Origin of the sequence: Jatrophihabitans telluris, assembly GCF_023516435.1 — a bacterium.
Lineage (GTDB): Bacteria > Actinomycetota > Actinomycetes > Mycobacteriales > Jatrophihabitantaceae > Jatrophihabitans_A > Jatrophihabitans_A telluris.
The window spans coordinates 3,212,460-3,235,110 of the sequence record NZ_CP097332.1; the positions used below are offsets into that span (position 1 = coordinate 3,212,460).

A 22,651-nucleotide genomic window follows, 5' to 3' on the forward strand; every position below is an offset into this window, starting at 1 on the left:
CCCTCATAGCGTGGCGCCCATCACAGCCGCAGTCGTCCCCGCCGGTGCGCTGCTCTGGCCGTACCGGCGGGCGATGCTCACCAGATAGGAGCACGCATGTCGGTTTATTCAGCGCCCGGTTCGGCTGACAGTCCGGTTACCGTCGAGTCCCGCTACGAGAACTTCATCGGCGGCGAATGGGTGCCGCCCGCCAAGGGCGAATACTTCGAGAATTTCTCTCCGGTCAACGGCAAGGTCTTCACCGAGGTCGCCCGCTCGACGGGCGAGGACATCGAACTGGCCCTGGACGCCGCACACGGTGCCAAGCACAGCTGGGGACGCACCTCTGCGGCGGAACGGGCCAACATCCTGAACAAGATCGCCGACCGGATCGAGCAGAACCTGGAGATGCTGGCGATCGCGGAGTCCTGGGAGAACGGCAAGCCTGTTCGCGAGACGCTCGCGGCAGATCTTCCCTTGGCCGTCGACCATTTCCGGTACTTCGCGGGTGCCGTACGGGCTCAGGAAGGCGGAATCTCCGAGATCGACGAGCACACGATCGCCTACCACTTCCACGAACCACTCGGCGTGGTCGGACAGATCATCCCGTGGAACTTCCCGATCCTGATGGCGGTCTGGAAGCTGGCTCCTGCCCTTGCCGCCGGAAACTGTGTCGTCCTCAAGCCGGCCGAGCAGACGCCCTGGTCGTTGCTGAAGGTCGTCGAGCTCATCGCCGATCTGCTCCCGGCAGGCGTGCTGAACATCGTCAACGGGTTCGGAGTGGAGGCCGGCAAGCCGCTGGCATCCTCTTCCCGGATCGCGAAGATCGCCTTCACCGGCGAGACGACGACCGGCCGGCTGATCATGCAGTACGCCTCGCAGAACCTGATCCCGGTCACCCTCGAACTCGGCGGCAAGAGCCCCAACGTGTTCTTCGAGAACGTCGCCGCGGCCAAGGACGACTTCTACGACAAGGCTCTCGAAGGTTTCACGATGTTCGCGCTCAACCAGGGCGAGGTATGCACCTGCCCGTCCCGGGCGCTGGTGCAGACATCCATCTACGACGGCTTCGTCGCCGACGCGCTGGAGCGCGTGAAGAAGGTCAAGCAGGGCAACCCGCTCGACACCGAGACGATGATCGGTGCGCAGGCCTCCAACGATCAGCTGGAGAAAATCCTGTCCTACCTGGACATCGGCCGGGCTGAGGGTGCGAAGGTGCTCACCGGCGGAAGCCGGGCCGAGCTGGACGGCGATCTGGCCGGCGGCTACTACGTCACCCCGACCGTCTTCGAGGGCAACAACTCGATGCGCATCTTCCAGGAGGAGATCTTCGGGCCGGTGCTGGCCCTGACCCGTTTCGACGACGAGGCCGATGCGATCAAGATTGCCAACGACACCTTGTACGGACTGGGCGCGGGTGTGTGGAGTCGCGATGGTGGCCAGGCCTACCGGGCCGGTCGGGAGATTCAGGCCGGCCGGGTCTGGACGAACACCTATCACCAGTACCCGGCGCATGCGGCCTTCGGCGGCTACAAGCAATCGGGCATCGGCCGTGAGAACCACAAGATGATGCTCGACCACTACCAGCAGACCAAGAACCTGCTGGTCAGCTATGCCCCGAAGGCGATGGGATTCTTCTGATCCGCGCAGGGAACCCGAGCGCATGAAGGACACCGAGTTGTCCCGCGTGACGTTGACCGAGGAGGCGGCGGACCTGCTCCGCCGCCTCACCGGGCGGCACGGCCCGTTGATGTTCCATCAGTCGGGCGGCTGCTGCGACGGCTCCTCACCGATGTGCTTCCCGGACGGCGACTTCATCATCTCCGATGCCGACGTCCACCTCGGCGATCTCGCGGTGCCCGACCTGGAACGGCCCGTCCCGTTCTACATGTCCGTGTCGCAGTACGAGTATTGGAAGCACACCCACCTCACCGTGGATGTGGTTCCCGGTCGAGGCAGTGGGTTCTCGGTCGAGGCACCGGAGGGAGTCCGCTTCCTGATCCGTTCACGGCTGCTCACCGACGAGGAGTTGCGCCACTTCGACCTTGTCTGACCCCACGTTGAGGTTGCCCTCGTTGCTCGACAGCCCACGTTGAGGTTGCCCTCGTTGCTCAACACCCCACGTTGAGGTTGCCCTCGTTGCTCAACAACGAGGGCAACCTGAACACACGAACCCCGACACGAGGGCAACCTCAACACACGAACCCCGACAACGAGGGCAACCTCAACGTGGCGGGGGGTTTGGCCTTGGCGTGATTCGGTGATCTGTGTGACCGCCCGGTAGGTTTGACGTCGAACCGACCCGGCGGAGGTGGTGGATGGAGCAACTCGGCCTGGTCGCTGCCGTCATCCTGGCGACGGCGATCCTCATCCCTGTCTCCAGCCGGATCAATCTGCCCTGGCCCGTTCTCGTGACGGTGTTCGGCATCCTCCTGGCGGCCATTCCGCAGGTTCCGCAGGTGCACGTGGAACCCCAGTTCATCCTGCCCGTCGTCCTTCCGCCGTTGCTCTATGCCACCGCCCGGCGAACCTCCTGGCGGCAATGGGCCGCCAACGCACGGCCGATCCTGCTGCTTGCGGTCGCGCTGGTCATGGTGACGACCGCGGCCGTGGCCTTCGTCGCCACGCGCGTCGTGCCCGGCATCTCCATTGCCGGCGCGGTCGCGCTGGGGGCACTGGTGTCACCGCCCGACCCAGTCGCCGCGACGGCCATCGCCTCGAAACTGCACCTGCCCCGGCGGTTGGTCTCGATGCTCGAAGGCGAAGGTCTGTTCAACGACGTGGCGGCCCTGGTGCTCTACCAGGTGGCCATCTCGGCCGTGGTGGGCGGATCGTTCTCTCCCGGCGACGCGGCGGTGAAGCTCCTGCTGGCCGCCGTACTCGCCCTGGTCATCGGCTTCGCGTTCGGGTGGGGAGTGAACCGGCTGATCCTGCTGCTCGGCAATGCCGATCCACGCCCGCCCGTACTCATCTCCATCCTGGCCCCGACCGTCTGTTACGTGGCCGCCGAAGAGGTCCACGGTTCCGGAGTGCTGGCCGTCCTGGTCTACACGCTGTATTCGGTGTCGCGCCCGGTGGACGCGGCGGACGCGCAGGGCCGTCTCACCACCGACGTCTTCTGGTCGATGACCGAGACCCTGGTGACCGGCATCGCCTTCGGGCTGGTCGGCCTGGAGTTCCAGACCGCGTTCCAGGCCCTCAACGTCCCGTGGACGAACCTGGTCGGCGAGACGGTCGCGATCGTGGGTGTCGTGGTGGGAGTCCGCCTGTTGTACCTGCTCCCCTCGGTCTTGCTGGCCCGGCGCTTCTACCAACGACTTCAGGTCCACGCCCTGGCCGACGCGCTGCAGGGCGTCGCGGACTCACCTCGCTTGCAACGCCAACGGGGCACCGACGTCCCGATCGGCTGGCGGGAAACGCTCGTCGTCTGGTGGGCCGGCATGCGCGGTGTCGCGACGGTGGCGCTGGCGCTGGCGATCCCGGTAACGGTCCATTCCGGCGCCCAGTTCCCCGCTCGTGACCGGATACTGTTCATCGCCTTCGCGGTTGTGCTGGTGACCCTGGTCCTGCAGGGTGTCACGCTCCCGACCCTGGTGCGCCTGCTGGGCGTGCGCGCCGGGGAACGCGACGGCGACGACGCGGAGAGCGTCCTGATCGAACGGGCCGCCCACGCTGCGGCCGAGGCACTCAACCACCTGCAGGACGACCTCGATTTCCAGGTCGAGGTCTGGGACCGGCTCAACGCGTTCCCGACCGACCTGCTCGCCCGGCTGCGACCGCAACTGAGCGGGGACGCCCACGCCCCGGGTACCGACGCCGAGCAGGACCGGGTCCAGATCCGGACGGGCCTGGAGCGGATGCTGACCGCGGCCCGGGAAGAACTTCTCGCCGCTCGGTCCGAACGGGGAATCGAACCGGAGATGGTCGATCACCTGGTGCGCCGGCTGGACCTCTACAGCCTGCCGAGCGCGCCCCGCTGACGGCTCAACCGCAGGCCCCGAAACGGGGCGGTCAGGCACCGGGCAGGGCGGGACCGGGGCTCGGGCACCGCAAGCGCTTAACCGGGCAAGACCGGGCCGGGGCGTTATTGGAATGAAACCAAAATCCCTTGTTCTGCGCGCTTGTGAGCCACAACACTCATCCCACTCGGGCAAGACCGGGCGAGATGCTCGGCACACCGGGCGCAGGAAAACGCAAGGGAAAGCAGGCGGCAAGGTCGATGACGCGCACGATCAGAGGTTCGGCGAAGGGAGGCACCGTGTACGCCATCGAACGACGCCAGTGGCTGATCGAGCGGGCCCGTACTTCTGGACGAATCGACGTCTCGACCATGTCGGAGGAACTGGGCCTGGCCCCCGAAACGATCCGACGCGACCTGAACGATCTGGAGCGTCAGGGTCTCGTGCGCCGCGTGTACGGCGGCGCCGTACCGGTGGAACGGCTCGCATTCGAAAGTGGCCTCACCATGCGGGCCCAGCGACGACAGGAGGAGAAGAACCGGATCGCCCAAGCGGCCGCCACCTACGTGCGGGCAGCCGAATCCATCTACATCGACGAGGGAAACCTGCCGCAGCTCATCGCCGACCATCTGCGTCCCGAGCGCCCGATCACCGTCGTCACCCCCTCGCTGCCGATCGCGACCTCCCTGGTCGACCGGGACAACGTCGAGGTCATCGTGCTGGGCGGGCGGGTACGGGCGACGACGCTGGGCGCGGTGGATCACTGGGCGGTGGGCATGCTCTCCACCCTGGTACTCGATCTCGCCTTCATGGGGGCCAACGGCGTCACCCTCGAGCACGGCCTCACCGTCCCCGACGGCGCGGTCGCTGCGGTGAAGAGCATGGCGATGCGGGTCAGCCGGCGGCGCATCTTCGTGGCCGACTCCAGCAAGTACGGCTCGGACTCCTTCGTCCGCTTCGCCGAACTGAACGAGTTCGAACGCTTCGTCACCGACGACGCCCTGTCGGTGGAGCACGCCGCAGAGTTGCACGCCCGCGGTATCGAGGTGACCCGCGCATGAGCACCGTCATCGTCCGGCGAACGCCGGCGCCTCAAAGCCCTTCCGAAAGACCTTCCGAAAGACCTTCGCCGCCCGCGACGACCGTCGAGGTCAGGGCACTCAGCGGCTGATTCCTCAGCCGTCGCACCGCGATTACTTCGTCACGACAACACCGTTTCCGTAACGGCCGCACCGATCCCGGTGCGCTGCCGCCATCCCCTCATGGAGGTAGGAAGAACAATGCGATCCATTCGTGTGCGCACCATGGCACTGATCGGGGTGACTGCCACCGCCGCCGGACTTCTCACCGCCTGTTCGGGTGCCGGTGGCGGCGGCAGCTCCAGCGGGGGCTCGAAGTCGATCAACGTGCTGATGGTCGGCAACTCCCAGATGACCGACATCCAGAAGCTGACCGCCGACAACTTCACCAAGGACAGTGGCATCAAGGTCAATTTCACGGTGCTTGACGAGAACAGCCTGCGCGCCAAGGTCCAGGACGACGTCGCCAACAAGACCGGCGCGTTCGACGTCGTGACCATCGGGGCGTACGAGGTACCGATCTGGTCGAAGAACGGCTGGCTGCACGAGGTTTCCAGCTACTCGGGCTCGGATTCGGAGTTCGATCAGGCCGACATCCTCAAGCCGATGCTGACGGCAGCCAGCGGCAGCGACGGCAAGCTCTACGGCATCCCCTTCTACGGCGAGTCCTCGATGTTGATGTACCGCAAGGATCTGCTGCAGGCCAAGGGCATCACGATGCCTGAGCATCCCACCTGGCAGCAGGTTGCCGACGCCGCGGCCAAGGTCGCCGACAAGAGCAGCGGGATGGCCGGCATCTGCCTGCGCGGCCTCAAGGGCTGGGGCGAGATGTTCGCGCCGTTGACCACGGTGGTCAACACGATGGGCGGAACCTGGTTCAACAAGGACTGGACGCCTCAGGTCAACGCCGCGGGCTTCACCAAGGCGGTCACGTTCTACACCAACCTGGTCAAGCAGTACGGCGAGCCGGATCCGCAGACCTCGGGCTTCACCGAGTGCCAGAACGCGATCGGTCAGGGCAAAGCGGCCATGTGGTACGACGCGACCTCGGGTGCGGGCAAGCTGGAGGACTCCACTCAGTCCAAGGTGGCCGGCAAGCTCGGTTATGCCTTCGCACCAGTGGATCAGACCAAGTACTCCGGCTGGTTGTGGAGCTGGGACTGGGCCATGCCCTCGACGACCAAGCGGGCCGACTCGGCCTGGAAGTTCATCAGCTGGGCCTCCAGCAAGAAGTACGAGAACCTGGTGGGTACCAAGCTCGGCTGGAGCCGGGTGCCCGACGGCAAGCGTGAATCGACCTACTCGATCGCCGATTACCAGAAGGCCACCTCTGGCTACTACAAGATCGTCAAGGAATCCATCGAGAACGCCGATCCGGCCAACCCCGGAACACAGCCCCGCCCGGCCATCGGAGTGCAGTTCGTCGACGTCCCCGAGTTCGCCGACCTGGGTGACAAGGTTTCCTCCTACGTCGATGACGTCCTGACCGGTGCGAGTTCGGTCGCCGCCGCTCTCGACAAGGGACAGAAGGACGCCGAGGCCGTGGCCAAGGTGTACCAGAAGACCGGCTGATCCCGCCGCGCCGTCGAGCAGGCTCCTCCCGGGTGGCACCGAGCACTCGTGCCACCCGGGAGGCATCACCCACCGACAACGAGATCACCCCGACGCACCAAGGACGATCCGCTCGCTGGATGTCCGCACGCCGCACCCACTGTTGTTTGGAGTCACCATGACCGCCGCCACCGTCGACCCCGGTGCGATAACCGCGCCACCCATTCGAAGTTCGGCCGAGGATTTCAAGGCCCGCATGCTCCGCCGGGCCCCACTGCTCCCGGCGTTGATCTTCACCGTCATCGTCACCCAACTGCCGTTCCTGTACACCCTCTACATCTCCGTCATCGGCTGGGACCGCGACCACCCCGAATTCGGGCACAAGTTCGTCGGTTTGAAGAACTTCCGGGCTGTGTTCTCCGACCACGCGCTCCGCGAGGCCGTCCTGGTCACGGTCGAGCTGACCGTGCTGGTCGTGCTGGTGTCGCTGGCCCTCGGTCTCGTGCTGGCCCTGCTGCTGGACCGCAGGTTCGCCGGCCGGGGCGTGGTGCGCACGCTGCTCATCGCGCCGTTCCTCATCATGCCGATGGCGGCCGCACTCCTCTGGAAGCACGCCTTCTACAACGCGCAGTTCGGCCTCATCAACGGGGTGATCAACGGGCTCCGCGGCTGGTTCGGCAACCACACCCCCACCAGCTGGTCCATCCTCACCGACCATCCGCTGCTCGCGGTCGCGATTCCCCTTATCTGGCAGTGGACTCCGTTCATGATGCTGATCCTGCTCGCCGGCCTGCAGAGCCAGCCCGGGGATGTGCTCGAGGCGGCGCGGGTCGACGGCGCCAGCGCATGGCAGATCTTCCGGACGATCACGCTGCCGCATCTGCGCCAGTACCTGGAATTGTCCGTACTGCTCGGCTCGATCTACATCATCCAAGCCTTCGACGCGATCTACACCGTCACCCGAGGGATCTCCAACACCACCAACCTGCCCTTCGCGATCTTCGAGACCCAGACCGAATCGGGTGACTACGGCGTCACCTCGGCCGAAGGGGTCCTTGTCGTCTTCGGCACCATCGTCGTGGCCACCTTCGCCCTTCGCGTGGTGTCCTCGCTGTTCAAGGAAGAGGCCAACTCATGAGCGCAACGACCTCTGATCTTCGCCCGACCGCGGCGCGCAAGCGACCCGCCGTCTCAGAACGAAGGGCGGTCACCCGCATGACGGGCGGCCTGGGCGGCACTCTCCTCAGCGCCCTGGCGTGGCTGATGGCACTGGTGTTCTTCTTCCCCATCCTGTGGATGCTGCTGCTGTCCTTCCGCTCGGAGAGCGACGCGGCCTCGCCGAGGCTTCTCGCCGCCTTCACCGGGGTGAACTACCACGGACTGTTCTCCGGCGATGTCAAGATCGCACTGCTGAACTCCCTCAACGCCGCGGTCACGTCCACCGTGCTCGTCATTCTGCTGGCGGTGCCCGCGGCCTACGCCCTGTCGATCCGTCCGGTGAAGAAATGGACGGACGTCCTGTTCTTCTTCCTGTCCACCAAGATGATGCCCGCGGTGGCGGCCCTGCTGCCGGTGTACCTGATCACCAACAACCTCGGCTTCAACGACAACATCTGGGCCCTGATCGTGATGTACATGGCGGCGAACCTGCCGATCGCGATCTGGATGCTGCGGTCGTTCCTACTGGAGGTGCCGCGCGAGATCATCGAGGCAGCACAGGTCGACGGCGCGGGACTGCTCACGATCCTGCGCAAGGTGATCATGCCCGTCATCGCCCCGGGGCTGGCGGCCACCGCGCTCATCTGCTTCATCTTCTCCTGGAACGAGTTCCTGTTCGCCCTACGATTGACCGGGCAGAACGCCAAGACCGCGCCTGTCTTCCTCGCCGGATCCATCGCACCGGAAGGGCTGTTCCTGGCCCACCTCTGCGCGGTGGCCTTCGTCGTCTGCCTTCCGGTCCTCATCGCCGGCTGGGTGGCGCAGGACAAGCTGGTCCGGGGTCTATCGCTAGGAGCTGTCAAGTAATGAAGGCTGCAATCATCACGGGCGTCGGAGCGATCTCGGTCGAGACCGTCGACGATCCCAAACCCCAAGCGCGCCAGGTCGTGATCGAGGTGGCCGGTGCCGGCATCTGTGGCACCGATCTGCACATCCTCGAGGGCGAGTTCGCGCCGACGTTGCCGATCATTCCCGGTCACGAGTTCTCCGGGACGGTCGTCGAGGTCGGCAGCGAGGTGTCCGAGCTTGTCGTAGGCGATCGGGTGGCCGTCGATCCGTCGCTCTACTGCTACGAGTGCTATCAGTGCCGGCGTGGTCGTAACAACATGTGCGAGCGGTGGGCTGCCATCGGCGTCAGCGTCGCCGGCGGCGCGGCGCAGTATGCGCTGGCGCCGGTGGCCAACTGCTGGAAGGTGCCGGACTCACTCGAACTGTCCGACGCCTCCCTCGTCGAGCCGCTGTCCTGCGCGGTTCGCGGCTTTGATGTGCTGCGGCCGAACCTGGGCGACACGTACCTCATCTACGGCTCGGGCACCATGGGACTGATGATGATGGAACTGGCCAAGCGCGCCGGCGCCGCCAGCGTGTCGATGGTCGACCTGAACCCGGATCGACTGGACACGGCCCGGTTGCTCGGGTGCACCGAAGCGGTGACCAGCGCGGAGGAGATCGTCGGTTCCTACCCCCATCTGTGGGACATAGTCATCGACTGCACGGGTGTGGAGGCCGCGATCGCCGATGGGCTCAACCGGGTGGGCAAGGGCGGCACGTTCCAGCAGTTCGGCGTCACCGCGTACTCGGCCCGGGCGACCATCGAGCCGTACAAGATCTACAACCAGGAGATCCGGATCGTCGGCTCGATGGCGGTGCTGCGGAGCTTCGAGCGCGCGGGAGATCTGCTGGCGATCGGGGCACTCAAGCCGGAGGTGATGATCTCCGACCGATTCTCCTTGGACGACTATCCGAAGGCCATCGAACAATTCAAGGCGGGCGTGGGACGCAAGATCCAGATCACCCCCAACCGCTGACCGAGCGGACCACCACGGCCGTCCGCCACCGAACATCCCGGCTGACGGTCGTGGCGGGCCTGGTAGCGTCGAAACAGGCCCAGCCCGGCGCCGATCTCTGCTTGTCGATCAGCGCGAAGGAGCCACCGTGGCCCACATCGAAGGCGTGCTCTTCGACGTCGACGGCACCCTGGTCGACACCACGTTCATCCACACGGTGTGCTGGTGGCAGGCCTTCCGGCAGGCTGACCTCGACGCCCAGATGGCCGTCATCCACCGTTCCATCGGCATGGGCGGCCCGCGGCTGATCGACAACGCGCTCGGCGAGCGGGCGTCCGGCGTCGACACCGATGCCCTGTCCGCCGCTCACGACGCGCTGTATTCGGCCTACTGGCCCCAGCTTCGTGTCCTTCCCGGCGCCCGCGATCTGCTGCTTCGAACCAAGCGGGCCGGCCTGAAGGTCATCCTCGCCTCCTCGGCGAAGCAGAGCGATCTGGACGTCCTGCTCGGTGTCCTCGATGTGGGCGACGCGATCGACGTCGTGACGAGTTCCTCCGACGCCGAGGACAGCAAGCCCGCGCCCGACATCATCGAGGTCGCGCTCACCAAGGCGAAGCTGCCGGCCGAGCGCACCGCCTTCGTCGGGGACGCGGTCTGGGACGTTCACGCCGCCGCCGCCGCGGGAGTGGCCTGCATCGGTCTGGAGTCCGGCGGGACCAGCGCCGCCGAGCTGACCGAAGCCGGCGCGGTCGCCACCTACCGGGACCCGGCTCACTTGCTGGAACACTTCGACGGCAGTCTGCTCGGCCGCTGACCGCCGTCCGACTGACCTGGCTCGACCACCGTTACCGAACAGGAGCAATCTGCAGATGACCCGCTTCGGCTACACCCTGATGACCGAACAGAGCGGACCGAAGCAACTGGTCCGCTACGCCACCGCCGCCGAACAGGCCGGATTCGACTTCGAGGTCTCCAGCGACCACTTCTTCCCCTGGCTGGAGGCGATGGGACATTCGCCCTACGCCTGGTCGGTTCTCGGGGCTGTGGCGCAGGTGACCGAGCGGGTTGAGCTGATGACCTACGTGACCTGCCCAACGCTGCGTTACCACCCGGCGGTGGTCGCCCAGAAGGCCGCCACCCTGGGCGTGCTCTCGGACAACCGGTTCACGCTCGGACTCGGGTCGGGCGAGAACCTGAACGAGCATGTCATCGGCGAGGGCTGGCCGATCGCCGCGGTTCGCCAGGAAATGCTGGCCGAGGCCATCGAGATCATCCGGACGCTGCACGCCGGTGAGCAGACGACGTGGGTCGGTGAGTATTTCCGGGTCGACTCGGCCAAGATCTGGGACCTTCCCGACGTCCCGGTGCCGCTGGCGGCGGCCGTTTCCGGCGGTGCCTCCATCACGCGGTTCGCCCCGCTGGCCGATCACCTGGTCGCCGTGGAGCCCAAGGCGGAGTTGATCACCCAGTGGGCGCACGAGCGCAAGAGTCACGGCCTGCCCGAAAGCCGCACGATCGGCCAGATCCCGATCTGCTGGGGGCCCGACAAGGACGCCGCCGTCGAACGCGCCCACGAGCTGTTCCGCTGGTTCGGTGGCGGCTGGTTCGTCAACGCCGACCTGCCGACTCCGGCTGCGTTCACCGCGGCCTCGCAGTTCGTCCGACCGGAGGACGTCGCCGCCTCGATCGCCTGCGGCCCGGACCTGGACGAGCTCGCCGAGTCCGTGAAGCCTTACCTCGACGCGGGATTCTCCGACGTCGCTCTGGTTCAGGTCGGCGATGAGAGCCAGGACGAGTTTCTGAGTACGGTCGCCGGCCCGTTGCTGGACAAGCTGCGGGCGCTCTGACCCTCGCCCAAATCCGGGAGCGTCCGGCCACTACCCCAACGGCGAGTCGCTGCCGGACGGGCGATGAACGGCCAGCCGGTGCTGGAAGTCGGCCGCGGCACGCTCGGTGGCCGGTCCGGTCATCGCACCCCACGCCCGCTCGGCCAGCGCGCACAACCGCGGGAAGGCCATGTAGTCGACCCGCTCTGGACTCGGCAGGTATTCCCCCCAGAGCTGGCCCTGGGAGCCGATGATCCGGTCGCGGACGGACTCGTCCTCAGCACCCGCGCGAACGTCGTAGTCGTAGACGTCGGCCAGTGTGGTCAGGCCGCCGATCGCCAGCGGTTCGTCGGGCGCCTGCGACTGGTACCAGTCGAAATAGCTGCGCTGCTGGGGCGTCATGATCACCTGGTGTCCGCGAGCCGCCGCGTCCAGACCGTGCTGCTCGTCCCGCCACGCCATGACCAGCACGTGCTGCGGCAACGCCTCCGTCGCCGCCTCGTCCCACACGATGGGGACCCGCCCCCGCTCGGTCAGGAACGCCACCAGGTGCTGGGAATACCAGTCCTGGACCGCGGATGCACCGTGTTCGCCGCGTTCGCCGAATCCCCCGGCGGCCAGCCCCCGTTCGGCCAGCCAAGCCTGCACGCGCGGGCTGGACTCCCACTCGGTCGTCGGGCACTCGTCGCCGCCGATGTGGATCCACGGCGACGGAAACACCTCGAGCACCTCGCTCAGCACGTCGTCGACGAACGCGACCGTCGCGGGCTCGACATTCAGCACGCTGGTGTGGATTCCCCAGCGGGTGGAGACCGGGATCGGCTGGGTGGCGTTGCCGAGTGCGGGATAGGCCGCGACGGCGGCCGTGACGTGACCGGGTAGATCGATCTCGGGCACGACGACTACCCCCCGGCGGCGCGCGAACTCGACGAGGTCCCGCAGCTCCTGCTGGGTGTAGAAGCCGCCGTGCGGCCTGCCGTCCCCGCGTGCTTGATCGGCATGACCGGCCGGGGACTCCGACCGCCACGCCCCGACTCGGGTCAGTTCCGGGTACCGGCGGATCTCCAGCCGCCAGCCCTGATCCTCGGTCAGATGCAGATGGAGGCGATTGAGCTTGTGCGCCGCGAGAGATTCCACGTACCGGTACAGGTAGTCCACTGGCTGGTACCACCGTCCGACATCCAGCAGCGAGCCCCGCCAGGGCAGCCGGGGCGAGTCGTGGATCCGCACCCCGGGGATCCCGGCGGCCCCACGGTCGTCGCCGAGCAACTGGCGCAGCGTCTGGACTCCGTGACGCAGACCGTCCACGGCACTGGCCGTGATCGTGACGGCGTCCTCGCCGACATCGAGCCGGTAGGCCTCCAGGCGGGCATCGAGGTGGTAGGCCTGCCGGCCGGCGGCCTCGGCGACTCCGGTCTGAGGGAGCGGGTCGAGGCGAAGCTGAATGCGCCGTTCACCCTTACCGGTCAATGGGAAACCGGCTTCCCCCAGGTATTCCCGCAGCAGCTCGCCGACCTCCTCCGTCCCCGGGTCCAGGTCCAAGCCCGTGGTCTCGTCCAGCCAAAACAGCTCACCGGTCAGCTCGATGTGGCTCGGCATCGGCACCAGGCCGAGGGCGGCGACGTCAGCGACATCCATCCAGCGACCCTATCGGCTCGGGCCGCCCGGACCTCGGGAATGTCCGGCGGCGCCGGATTGCTGAACCCAAGAACACCACCGAGACCCAGAGCTGGAGCAGTGCCATGACCACCACCCTGACCGCGGAGACCTTCGAACAGACGGTCACCGGAAACGACATCGTGCTCGTGGACTTCTGGGCATCGTGGTGCGGGCCGTGTCGCATGTTCGCGCCCGTCTACGAGCAGAGTTCGGCGAGCAATCCCGACATCGTCTACGGCAAGGTGGACACCGAAGCCGAGCAGTCCCTCGCCGCGGCCGCCAACATCACCTCGATCCCTACGCTGATGGCCTTCCGCGAGGGCATCCTGGTCTTCTCCCAGCCCGGTGCGCTGCCCGCGCCGGCCCTGGAACAACTGGTCAGTGCCGTGCGTGATCTGGACATGGACGACGTGCGCCGTCAGGTCGAGGACGCACAGACCGCACAGGCCGCGCAGGCCGCGCAGGCCGCGCCCAGCACCCAGGGCTGACCCGCTCAACTCAGCGAAGCGAGCCCCTCACTCGGGCCGTCGCCGGCGTCGGCGGCCTCGATCTCCGAGCGGGAGATGCCGAGGATGTAGAGGACGACGTCGAGGAACGGCTGGTTGACGGCCACCTCCGCGCTCTCCCGCAGTGCGGCTTTGGCGTTGAACGCGATGCCGAGTCCCGCGGTGCGCAGCATGTCGATGTCGTTGGCACCGTCGCCGATCGCGACCGTCTGCGACAGCGGGACGTTGAACGCTCCGGCGAACCTACGTAGCGCGCTGGCCTTGCCGGCTCGGTCCACCACCGGTCCGATCACCCGGCCGGTGACTCGTCCGTCGATGATCTCCAGCTCGTTGGCCGCCGCGAAGTCGAGTTCGAGCTCGTCCACGAACCGATCGGTCAGCACGGTGAAGCCACCCGAGACGACCCCCACGGCGTAGCCGAGCCGCTTGAGCGTGCGCACCAGGGTTCGGGCGCCCGGGGTGAGTACCAGGCCGTCGCGAACCCGGTGCACCTCTGACTCCGACAGCCCGGCGAGCAACGAGACACGCGCAGCCAGCGACTCGCCGAAGTCCATCGATCCGGCCATGGCCGACGCGGTGATGGCCGCGACCCGCTCGGCGACCCCGGCCAGCTTCGCCAATTCGTCGATGCCCTCGCCCTGAACGAGGGTGGAGTCGACGTCCAGCACGACCAGCCGCTTGGCTCGCCGCGCCAGCCCGGCCGGCTCCACCGCGATGTCGAGGCCCGTATCGCTGGCGGCCCGGACCAGCACTGCGCGCAACTGTTCGGCGTCGGCGTCGGCGACCATCATCTCCAGGCTGGACACCGGATAGCTGGACAGCTGCGTCACCGATTCGATGTTGCCGCCCACGTCGGCGATCCGCTGAGCGACGTCGGCGAGGGCACCGGGGCGCAGCGGGCGGCCCAGCACGATGACGTGCAACCGGGCAGGCGAGAAGGTGGAGGGCCCGTCCGCAACCGTGGCCGCGGGCTCATTGTCGGGCTGTTCGACGACCACGACCTCGTGCTCCATGCCCAGCGCCGAACAGGTGTTTCCGACCGATCGGCGCAGTGACGCGGGGTCCCCGCGCAGGTCCAGGACGACACCGAGGATGACCCGCTCCCGGATTACCACCTGCTCGACATCGACGACGTCGACATCATGCGCGGCGAAGGAGGAGAAGAGGGCAGCGGTCACTCCGGGACGGTCACGTCCGGACACGGTGACAAGCACGCCGATGGGATTCATGCGGAGTGTCGGTGGGCGGCAGCTGCGGTCAGCTGAGGCGGACCTCAGCTGCCGGGGTCGGTGTCCCGGTTGCCCTGCCGCTCGCCGTCGCCACCGATGACGGAGGCGCCGACGGAGGCAAGTGTCTCGTGGTGCTTCACGTGGGCATGCGCCTCGCGCTCGAGTCGCTCGATCAGGTGCGGGTAATGCGCCTCGAACGCGGGCCGTTCGGAGCGAATGCGGGGCATGGACGTGAAATTGTGGCGCGGCGGCGGGCAGGACGTCGCCCACTCCAGCGAGTTGCCGTGGCCCCAGGGGTCGTCGGCGGTCGCGACCTCGCCGTAGCGGTAGGACTTGTAGACGTTGTAGAGGAACGGCAGCATCGATGCGCCGAGTACGAACGAGCCGACCGTGGAGATCGTGTTCAGGGTGGTGAACCCGTCGCCGGGGAGGTAGTCGGCGTACCGGCGGGGCATGCCCTCGTTACCCAACCAGTGCTGCACCAGGAACGTGGTGTGGAACCCGAAGAACGTCAGCCAGAAATGCAGCTTGCCCAGTCGCTCGTCCATGTAGCGGCCGGTGAACTTCGGGAACCAGAAGTAGACCCCGGCGTAGGCGGCGAACACGATCGTGCCGAAGAGGACGTAGTGGAAGTGGGCCACCACGAAGTAGGAGTCCGACACGTGGAAGTCGACCGGGGGCATCGCCAGCAGCACGCCGGTGAGACCACCGAAGAGGAACGTCACCAGGAAGCCGACCGAGAACAGCATCGGAGTGTCGAACGTGATCGAGCCCTTCCACAGGGTGCCGATCCAGTTGAAGAACTTCAGGCCGGTGGGCACCGCGATCAGCAGTGACATGAACGAGAAGAACGGCAGCAGCACGGCGCCGGTGGCGAACATGTGGTGCGCCCACACCGTCAGCGACAGGGCGGCGATCGACAGCGTCGCCAGTACCAGGCCCTTGTAGCCGAACAGCGGCTTGCGGCTGAACACCGGGAAGATCTCCGACACGACACCGAAGAACGGCAAGGCCAGGATGTAGACCTCGGGATGGCCGAAGAACCAGAACAGGTGTTGCCACAGGATCGCGCCGCCGTTGTCCGGGGCGAAGACCTGGGCGTTGAGGTGGCGGTCGACCCACAGCACGAGCAGGGCCGAGGTGAGGATCGGGAAGGCGAGCAGGACCAGCAGCGAGGTCACCAGGATGTTCCAGGTGAAGATCGGCATCCGGAACAGGGTCATCCCGGGGGCGCGCAGGGTCAGGATCGTGGTCACGAAGTTCACGCCGCCGAGGATGGTGCCCAGGCCGGAGATGGCCAGGCCGACGATCCAGAAGTCGGTGCCGGTCCCCGGTGAGTTGATCGCGTCGTTGAGGGGCAGGTAGAAGGTCCAGCCACCGTCAGCGGCACCTCCGGGCGTGAGGAAGCCCAGGCAGGCGAACGTGGCACCGAACAGGTAGAGCCAGTACGAAAAGGCGTTCAACCGCGGGAAGGCCACGTCGGGCGCGCCGATCTGCAGCGGCAGCACCAGGTTGGCGAAGGCGAACACGAGGGGCGTCGCGAAGAACAGCAGCATGATCGTGCCGTGCATCGTGAACAGCTGGTTGTACTGCTCCGGCGAGAGGAACTGCAGGCCGGGACGCGCCAGTTCGGCGCGCATGATCAGGGCCAGGACGCCGCCGAACATGAAGAAGGTGAACGAGGTCACCATGTACATGCGGCCGATGAGCTTGTGGTCGGTCGTGCGGAGCAGGTTCAAGAACATCGAGCCCTTGGTGACCGGCGACGCGGGGAAGGGCCGCGAGACGATCGGGGTCGGCTCGATCGCTTCCGGGCTGCCCGCCTCGGGATCAGCAGTCGTCGTCAACTCTTGCCTCCGGCTCTCACAGCACTGCACGTACCGCAGATGATGCGCCCGCTCGGTCGCCACTGACCCGCGACCCAGGGGTTGGGGTGTTCCCAAGTCGAAGAATAGCCACTGACCGGCCCGACGGAACCACCGACCCACGGAAAGCGACGTCCGTCGAGGTTGCCCTCGTTGCCGGCTGCTGCCCGTTGACGTTGCCCTCGTTGCCGGCTGTGGCCCGTTGAGGTTGCCCTCGTTGCCGGCTGTGGCCCGTTGAGGTTGCCCTCGTTGCCGGCTGTTATCCGCTGAGGTTGCCCTCGTTGCCGGCTGTTATCCGTTGAGGTTGCCCTCGTTGCCGCCTGTGGCCCGTTGAGGTTGCCCTCGTTGCCGGCCGTGGCCCGTTGAGGTTGCCCTCGTTGCCGGCCGCTGCACGCGTGGTGCTGCCCGATGTGTCGGATTCGACCATCGACGGAACGCTGGCCACGCAACAAGGGCAACCTCAACATGGACGGCCACGCAACAAGGGCAACCTCAACGTGGACGGCCACGCAACAAGGGCAACCTCAACGTGGACGGCCACGCAACAAGGGCAACCTCAACGTGGACGGCTGCGCAACAAGGGCAACCTCAACGTGGACGGGGGCTGGCCCGTACCCGGTGTTTTGTGCCCCTGCCCCGTGATGTAGAGACTTGGGCATGGCGAACACGTTGGGACACAAGTTCGGATACAAGGCTTCGGCCGAGCAGTTCGGTCCGCGCCAGTTGCTCGACTACGCAGTCCGGGCCGAGCAGGTCGGCCTGGACAGCGTCACCGTTTCCGACCATTTCCAGCCCTGGCAGCATGACGGCGGCCATGCGCCGTTCTCGTTGTCCTGGCTGGCCGCGGTTGGCGAGCGAACCGAACGAGTCCAGCTCGGCACCTCGGTCCTTACCCCTACGTTCCGCTATAACCCAGCGGTCATCGCGCAGGCCTTCGCGACGCTGGGCTGCCTCTATCCCGAACGCATCTTTCTCGGCATCGGCACCGGGGAAGCCCTCAACGAGGTCGCGGTGGCCCGGCTGGAATGGCCCGATTTCAAGGAGCGCTTCGCCCGGCTGCGCGAATCGGTCGACCTCATCCGTGCCCTGTGGAACGGCGAACGGGTCACCTTCGACGGCCAGTACTACCAGTGCACCGACGCCACCGTCTATGACCGGCCCGCACAGCCGGTGCCCGTCTACATCGCCGCCGGCGGTCCCGTCGTCGCCCGCTACGCCGGTCGCGCTGGCGACGGGTTCATCTGCACCTCGGGCAAGGGCGCGGAGCTGTACACCGACAAACTGCTACCGGCGGTCGCGGAGGGCCTGGACAAGGCCGAGCGGCCCGGCGACTCGATCGATCGCATGATCGAGATCAAGCTCTCCTACGACACCGACCACGAGCAGGCCCTCGACAACACCCGATTCTGGGCCCCGCTGGCCCTGACGGCCGAACAGAAGCACGGCCTGCACGACCCCGTCGAGATGCAGCAGGCCGGCGCGGAACTGCCCATCGAGCAGATCGCCTCGCGCTGGATCGTCGCCTCCACACCCGAACAGGCCCTCGCCCAGATCAAGCCCTACCTGGACTACGGGTTCAACCACCTCGTCTTTCACGCACCCGGCCACGACCAGGACCGCTTCCTCACCCAATTCAGCGAACAGGTCCTGCCTGCGCTCAAGGAACTCTGAACCAGGCGACGCCCCCAGCCGATTCCGCCGGGTTTCCGGAGGCCATGAGAGCGAGGCCTCCAATTGCCTTTACGGCCGCCTCACGTGTGGTTGAATCGGCGGTAATCGGCGGGTATCGGCAGTAGTAGGAGCTGGGATGGAAGCGAGCGGTACGGAGCCTGCGGGCGCGGCGGCTGGGACGGATACCTGGCTTCCGCCGCCGGCAACGGGCCATGCGCCGGCGGGTGGTGCCGGCCCCTTGCTGTTACCGCCGCCCGGCAGTGAGTTGCAGTGGCAGGGACAGTATTGGGGGCTCATGCCTCCCCCGCCGCCAGTGGTGGCACCGCCCCGACGCCGGCGACGCGTGCTGCTGCCTGCGGCCATCGTGGTGATTCTCGTGGTCGCGGGTGTCGGCGGCGGTCTGTGGTGGCGCTCGGCCCACAAGCCGATCGCGTTCAGCCTGAACGGCAAGCTCGTCAACCATCCGCAGGCGGTCATTGCCGCTGGCGAGTCCGCGGTGGCCACGCTGATCGCGCACCGGACGGCCGCCACGGACGGCTCGCCCCGGTGCTACTTCACGACCGAGGAGGCCCACGCGACGGCGTCGGGGGCGCGGCCCATCAGCATGGCGTTGCTGTGTGGCCCGGTGCTGTTCACCGACAGCCTCGCCGGGCGCAACCTCATCCGGGTCCCCTTGCGGATGACCCCCGCCGGAGACCGGGTGCAACTGGTGCCGGCCAAGGCCGCCGACTCCACCGAGGCCCTGCCCAAGGCCACCGTTCTCGTCCGTCCTGACCAGAGGCCGTTCCCGGCCTCGGCCGCGGCTCTGGTGGCACCGAAAGCTCCCGCCGCCAAGAAGGACGCCTTCATCCGGGCGAGTGAGGGTGACGTGGTCCCCGTCGGGCTCAGCGGCATCCCCTTCGTGGACAAGACCATGGGCGGTCTCGAAGGCTCGGTGCGGCTGATGCGCGCCGGTCAGATCAGTCGGTACGGCAGCGGTGAGCAGACCCGATCGGCCCCGACGGGCGAGCGGATGATCTTCTTCGACTTGCATGTAAACGCGGCCGGCAGTACCCCGGTGGACTGGGGCGTGCGGGTGGACGGCACCGTTCGAAAGTCTTCGAGTCCAGCCCTGTCGTACCAGACACTGGTCGTCGCCGTCCCGCAGACCGCCACCGTGGACGTGGTCCTGCGCTCGCACGGCACGACCCAGACCCTGTCGCTGCCCGAAGGAAAGCCTGGTGCGAACAACATCGCGGTGCTCAGCCGCCAAAACACCTACGAGTCCCTCCACAAGACGGGCCAGGTCTCGGTGCACTACTCCGGCTACGGCCAGACCGAGGACGACACCTATCCGGTGAGCGCACGGTCCGCCTACCTCGAATACTGGGGAGGCGGACCCGCCGGCGCCAAGCACCCCGCAGACCCTGGCTACGCCTACCTCGACCTGCCGATCAGCTACCTCGACAAGAAGCAGTCGGCCACAACCCCTTTCGCCTTTCCGCCGGAACTGCTGAGGCTGACGACGAAGGACGGCCATGTGTACCGGGCGACGGATCTAGCCGTCGGCATTCCCGCGATGTCGAACAAGGTGTACTCGGTCTTCGAGGTACCGGCCGACTTCACCAGCGGCACGGTCACTGTTTCCGGCACGTACCACTACTCCGACGGCGGGGTGGCCACGGTGACCAAACCGTTCTCCGTTGCCGTCGCGATCCCTGCAGGCTGAGATACCGGGGCGGGAGCGGTCAGCCCAGCAGCCGCTGGCCGACCCAGCCGCCCTCCTCGGCCCCCGGAGGCACGGCGAACAGGGCCGAACTCTCGTGCCGGATGAACCGCTCGAGGGCGTCCCGGGCGGCCAGCTTGCGCTGGATCGGCACGAATACCTCGCGCGGATCGGTCTGGAAGGCCTGGAAGAACAGGCCCGCGTCGGGGGCACCGTCGCCGCGCAGGCCGTCGTCGTAGCTGTAGCCCCGACGCAACATGGTGGCTCCGCCGTTGTTGGCCGGGTGCGTCAGCCGCAGGTGCGCATCCGCGGCGATCACCGGGCGTCCGTCGGCACCGCTGGCGGAGAAGGACGGTGTGCTGTGCTCGGAGCCGCCCGTCAGCGGCGCGCCCGAGTCAAGGCGCCGACCGATGACCGCCTCCTTGGTCGGGACGCTCGTCCGGTCCCACACGTCCAGCAGCATCCGGATGCGTCGGCATACCAGGTAGCTACCGCCGACCATCCAGTCCGGGCCGGTGTCCGCACCGACCCACACCGCGAGGTCGCGGCGCGCTCCGTTCGGGTTGTCGGTGCCGTCCAGCTGACCCATCAGGTTGCGTGGCGTCGCCGTCGCGGTCCCCGTCCCAGCCCCTGTCCCCGTCCCGGTCGCCGGTGACGCCGCCGGCGGGGAAGCCGGCGGGGCAGCCGCGCCCGGCAGGAAACCGTTCTGCGTCCAGCGCGCTCGACCGGCCGGCCCCACGATCCGCCCCAGGGCGCGGGCGACGGACACCGCGAGCAGCTCGTCCTCGGCACACACCTGTACGGCAAGATCGCCCCCACTCCGGGACGGCACCAGCTCGTCGGTGGGGAAACTGGGTAGGGGCGCCAACGCGGGGGGAACAGCGACGCCTGCCGCACGGACCAGCCGCGGTCCGAAGCCGAAGGTGACGCTCAGACCGGCCGGCAGCAGCCCTGAGGCAACGGAGCCCTGCTCGGGTATCCAGCGGCCGGCGGTCATCTGGGCGGCCGCCTGACTGAGCCTCCGCATGAGCGTGGCCAGTGCCGTGCGACCTTCGGCCAGGGTCGACTCGCCGAGGTCGAAGGCGATGAAGCGCAGGTGCGCCGGGGCCTGGTCGATGATCCCGGCCTGGTGGGGTCCGAAGAAACCGACCGAGCCGCGGTATCCGGCCGCGGCCGCCGACGGCGCGCTGCCGCTTCCGTTCCGGTGCAACGACACACCGGCCGTCCCCGCCACGGCGCCGCCGGTCATCGCCGCGGCCACCAGGCCGGAGGTGCGCAGGAACGTGCGGCGGCCGGGGCCGTTTGCGGGAGGGATCGGCTCGGACATCGCCGTCCAGTCTGCCTGGCTGTGGTGCGCGGTGACGAAGTGGATCATCGCCTGGGAGAGGTGACCTCGATTCGCGCACAGCGGATGGTTGCGATATCAACAGCTCTGTGGCCGATACTGGCGAAGTGGGCAACCCGACCGGCGCCAGCCGGCTGCTGTTGAGGTGGCGGCGCTGGACGCGAGGGATCGCCCGGCGAACCGTGTCCTCGGCCTGCCTGCTGTTCATCACGCCGGTCTGCGCGCTGCTCGCCGCCGGCTGCGCGCTCACCCCGGGCCTGCTGACGTCCGGCGGGCGCGTCCTGCTCGCCGCGATCGCCCTGGGCTGGCTGGCCGCGTTCGCGCACGTCCGGCGGCAGCTGCAGATCAGCGACGCGACGACGGCGGTGGCCGTCGTCTACAGCTGCCTGCTCGCGCCCACGATCGCGCTCACCGCGACGAGCGAGCAGTTCGCTCATCTGCTCGCCACCACCACTTCGGCGCCGGTCATCCTGGCCGCCGCCGTATTGAACGTTCGCCTGACCGCGGTGCTCTTCGGCCTGGCCTGCGCCATGACGGTGGCGACCCAGTTCGCCCTGGGCGCCAACACCTCGCTCTACTGGTCGTTCACCGCGATCGTGTTGTGCTGGAGCCTGCTGGCCACCGCGGTCGTCGTGGTGCTCAAGAGTCAACTCGGGGCGGCGCTGGCCCGCGCGCAACAACTCTCGCTGGTCGATCCGCTCACCGGCCTGACCAACCGCCGAGGTCTGGTCCGGCGCTTTCCCGCCTTCGTCGCCCGGGCGGTCCGCGCCGAAGGCTGGATCGCGATCCTGCTTGCCGACATCGACCACTTCAAGCAGATCAACGACCGGCTCGGGCACGCCCGGGGCGACGAGGTGCTTCGCTCGGTGGCCGCGGCGATCGCCCGGGCCTGCCGTGACGAGGACCTCGTGGTCCGGATGGGCGGCGAGGAGCTGGCGGTGGTTGCCGTCATCGAGTCCCGGGCCGAAGCGGACCGGATCGGGGAGCGCCTGCGTGCGAGCGTGGAACGGCACGAGATGCCTTTTCCCGCTCGGGTGACGGTAAGCATCGGCGTTCACGTGGCCCGGCCACAGCTGGGCACCGACCGGCGCAAACAGCTGGAGAGCATGCTCGATTCGGCCGATGTGCAGATGTATCGCGCCAAGGCAGCCGGCCGCAACCAGGTCGCCGTCGCCAGCTGAGCACGCCTTCGCGGCGCGGCGTTCACGGCGGCCTTCGCGGCGGCCTTCGCGGCGGCGTTCGCGGTGCGTTCGCAGTGGGCGCGCACGCTCG

The 22,651-nt window shown here is 67.5% G+C and carries 18 protein-coding genes; 14 read left to right on the forward strand and 4 right to left on the reverse strand.

From position 1 onward, the window contains the following. The first annotated feature begins 96 nt into the window (after window positions 1-96). The 10 genes from exaC (at window position 97) to M6D93_RS14900 (ending at window position 11,420) form a co-directional block, all read left to right on the forward strand. The gene (gene exaC, locus M6D93_RS14855) at window positions 97-1,620 is read left to right on the forward strand and encodes an acetaldehyde dehydrogenase ExaC (RefSeq protein WP_249770223.1); all 1,524 of its coding nucleotides are present in this window, start codon (window positions 97-99) and stop codon (window positions 1,618-1,620) included. A gap of 22 nt (window positions 1,621-1,642) precedes the next feature. Then, entirely contained in the window at window positions 1,643-2,032 is a 390-nt protein-coding gene (locus M6D93_RS14860; RefSeq protein ID WP_249770225.1) for a DUF779 domain-containing protein, read from the forward strand. Window positions 2,033-2,297: 265 nt separating this feature from the next. Then, window positions 2,298-3,959, forward strand: coding sequence for a Na+/H+ antiporter (locus M6D93_RS14865; protein WP_249770227.1), 1,662 nt, complete (start codon window positions 2,298-2,300; stop codon window positions 3,957-3,959). 278 nt (window positions 3,960-4,237) lie between these two features. Then, window positions 4,238-4,999, forward strand: coding sequence for a DeoR/GlpR family DNA-binding transcription regulator (locus M6D93_RS14870; protein ID WP_249770229.1), 762 nt, complete (start codon window positions 4,238-4,240; stop codon window positions 4,997-4,999). A 219-nt stretch (window positions 5,000-5,218) separates the two neighbouring features. Next, on the forward strand, window positions 5,219-6,589 hold the full coding sequence (locus tag M6D93_RS14875) for an ABC transporter substrate-binding protein (RefSeq protein ID WP_249770231.1): 1,371 nt from the start codon (window positions 5,219-5,221) through the stop codon (window positions 6,587-6,589). 157 nt (window positions 6,590-6,746) lie between these two features. Beyond that, entirely contained in the window at window positions 6,747-7,706 is a 960-nt protein-coding gene (locus M6D93_RS14880; RefSeq protein WP_249770233.1) for a carbohydrate ABC transporter permease, read from the forward strand. Continuing rightward, complete coding sequence (locus M6D93_RS14885) at window positions 7,703-8,593, forward strand: carbohydrate ABC transporter permease (RefSeq protein ID WP_249770235.1); 891 nt, start codon at window positions 7,703-7,705, stop codon at window positions 8,591-8,593. The genes M6D93_RS14880 and M6D93_RS14885 overlap by 4 nt, the downstream gene beginning before the upstream one ends. Beyond that, entirely contained in the window at window positions 8,593-9,594 is a 1,002-nt protein-coding gene (locus tag M6D93_RS14890; protein WP_249770237.1) for a zinc-dependent alcohol dehydrogenase family protein, read from the forward strand. Before M6D93_RS14885 ends, M6D93_RS14890 begins: the two co-directional genes overlap by 1 nt. Window positions 9,595-9,721: 127 nt before the next feature. Beyond that, complete coding sequence (locus tag M6D93_RS14895) at window positions 9,722-10,387, forward strand: HAD family hydrolase (RefSeq protein WP_249770239.1); 666 nt, start codon at window positions 9,722-9,724, stop codon at window positions 10,385-10,387. A 55-nt stretch (window positions 10,388-10,442) separates the two neighbouring features. Continuing rightward, window positions 10,443-11,420 (forward strand): TIGR03557 family F420-dependent LLM class oxidoreductase, encoded by a 978-nt coding sequence (locus tag M6D93_RS14900; RefSeq protein ID WP_249770241.1) that lies wholly within the window; start codon window positions 10,443-10,445, stop codon window positions 11,418-11,420. 30 nt (window positions 11,421-11,450) lie between these two features. On the opposite strand, the gene M6D93_RS14905 is transcribed toward M6D93_RS14900, so the two are convergent. Then, a complete protein-coding gene (locus M6D93_RS14905) occupies window positions 11,451-13,037 on the reverse strand; it encodes a beta-N-acetylhexosaminidase (RefSeq protein ID WP_249770243.1) in 1,587 nt (528 codons plus the stop codon). Window positions 13,038-13,141: 104 nt separating this feature from the next. Here M6D93_RS14905 and trxA point away from each other — a divergent pair, with 104 nt between their 5' ends. Beyond that, window positions 13,142-13,546, forward strand: a complete 405-nt coding sequence (gene trxA, locus M6D93_RS14910; protein ID WP_249770245.1) for a thioredoxin — start codon at window positions 13,142-13,144, stop codon at window positions 13,544-13,546. 5 nt (window positions 13,547-13,551) lie between these two features. Here trxA and serB read toward each other — a convergent pair whose 3' ends face one another. Beyond that, the gene (gene serB, locus M6D93_RS14915; RefSeq protein ID WP_249770247.1) at window positions 13,552-14,793 is read right to left on the reverse strand and encodes a phosphoserine phosphatase SerB; all 1,242 of its coding nucleotides are present in this window, start codon (window positions 14,791-14,793) and stop codon (window positions 13,552-13,554) included. A 44-nt stretch (window positions 14,794-14,837) separates the two neighbouring features. Further along, entirely contained in the window at window positions 14,838-16,538 is a 1,701-nt protein-coding gene (gene ctaD / locus M6D93_RS14920; RefSeq protein ID WP_347343664.1) for an aa3-type cytochrome oxidase subunit I, read from the reverse strand. 777 nt (window positions 16,539-17,315) lie between these two features. Between ctaD and fgd the strand changes: the two genes are divergently transcribed. Beyond that, entirely contained in the window at window positions 17,316-18,329 is a 1,014-nt protein-coding gene (gene fgd, locus M6D93_RS14925) for a glucose-6-phosphate dehydrogenase (coenzyme-F420) (protein ID WP_249770251.1), read from the forward strand. A gap of 343 nt (window positions 18,330-18,672) precedes the next feature. Further along, entirely contained in the window at window positions 18,673-20,037 is a 1,365-nt protein-coding gene (locus M6D93_RS14930; protein WP_249770253.1) for a hypothetical protein, read from the forward strand. Between the two features lie 19 nt (window positions 20,038-20,056). On the opposite strand, the gene M6D93_RS14935 is transcribed toward M6D93_RS14930, so the two are convergent. Beyond that, window positions 20,057-21,361: a Dyp-type peroxidase gene (locus tag M6D93_RS14935; protein ID WP_249770255.1), complete on the reverse strand. Its 1,305-nt coding sequence runs from the start codon at window positions 21,359-21,361 to the stop codon at window positions 20,057-20,059. 107 nt (window positions 21,362-21,468) lie between these two features. On the opposite strand from M6D93_RS14935, the gene M6D93_RS14940 reads away from it, so the two are divergent. Further along, window positions 21,469-22,560, forward strand: a complete 1,092-nt coding sequence (locus M6D93_RS14940) for a GGDEF domain-containing protein (RefSeq protein ID WP_249770257.1) — start codon at window positions 21,469-21,471, stop codon at window positions 22,558-22,560. Window positions 22,561-22,651 lie beyond the last annotated feature (91 nt).

Bases quoted from the DNA above. Each gene is read 5' to 3' on its own strand.
- exaC (WP_249770223.1), top strand. From the start codon at position 97: ATGTCGGTTTATTCAGCGCCCGGTTCGGCTGACAGTCCGGTTACCGTC.
- M6D93_RS14860 (WP_249770225.1), top strand. From the start codon at position 1,643: ATGAAGGACACCGAGTTGTCCCGCGTGACGTTGACCGAGGAGGCGGCG.
- M6D93_RS14865 (WP_249770227.1), top strand. From the start codon at position 2,298: ATGGAGCAACTCGGCCTGGTCGCTGCCGTCATCCTGGCGACGGCGATC.
- M6D93_RS14875 (WP_249770231.1), top strand. From the start codon at position 5,219: ATGCGATCCATTCGTGTGCGCACCATGGCACTGATCGGGGTGACTGCC.
- M6D93_RS14880 (WP_249770233.1), top strand. From the start codon at position 6,747: ATGACCGCCGCCACCGTCGACCCCGGTGCGATAACCGCGCCACCCATT.
- M6D93_RS14885 (WP_249770235.1), top strand. From the start codon at position 7,703: ATGAGCGCAACGACCTCTGATCTTCGCCCGACCGCGGCGCGCAAGCGA.
- M6D93_RS14890 (WP_249770237.1), top strand. From the start codon at position 8,593: ATGAAGGCTGCAATCATCACGGGCGTCGGAGCGATCTCGGTCGAGACC.
- M6D93_RS14900 (WP_249770241.1), top strand. From the start codon at position 10,443: ATGACCCGCTTCGGCTACACCCTGATGACCGAACAGAGCGGACCGAAG.
- M6D93_RS14905 (WP_249770243.1), bottom strand. From the start codon at position 13,037: ATGGATGTCGCTGACGTCGCCGCCCTCGGCCTGGTGCCGATGCCGAGC.
- trxA (WP_249770245.1), top strand. From the start codon at position 13,142: ATGACCACCACCCTGACCGCGGAGACCTTCGAACAGACGGTCACCGGA.
- serB (WP_249770247.1), bottom strand. From the start codon at position 14,793: ATGAATCCCATCGGCGTGCTTGTCACCGTGTCCGGACGTGACCGTCCC.
- ctaD (WP_347343664.1), bottom strand. From the start codon at position 16,538: ATGTTCTTGAACCTGCTCCGCACGACCGACCACAAGCTCATCGGCCGC.
- fgd (WP_249770251.1), top strand. From the start codon at position 17,316: ATGGCGAACACGTTGGGACACAAGTTCGGATACAAGGCTTCGGCCGAG.
- M6D93_RS14935 (WP_249770255.1), bottom strand. From the start codon at position 21,361: ATGTCCGAGCCGATCCCTCCCGCAAACGGCCCCGGCCGCCGCACGTTC.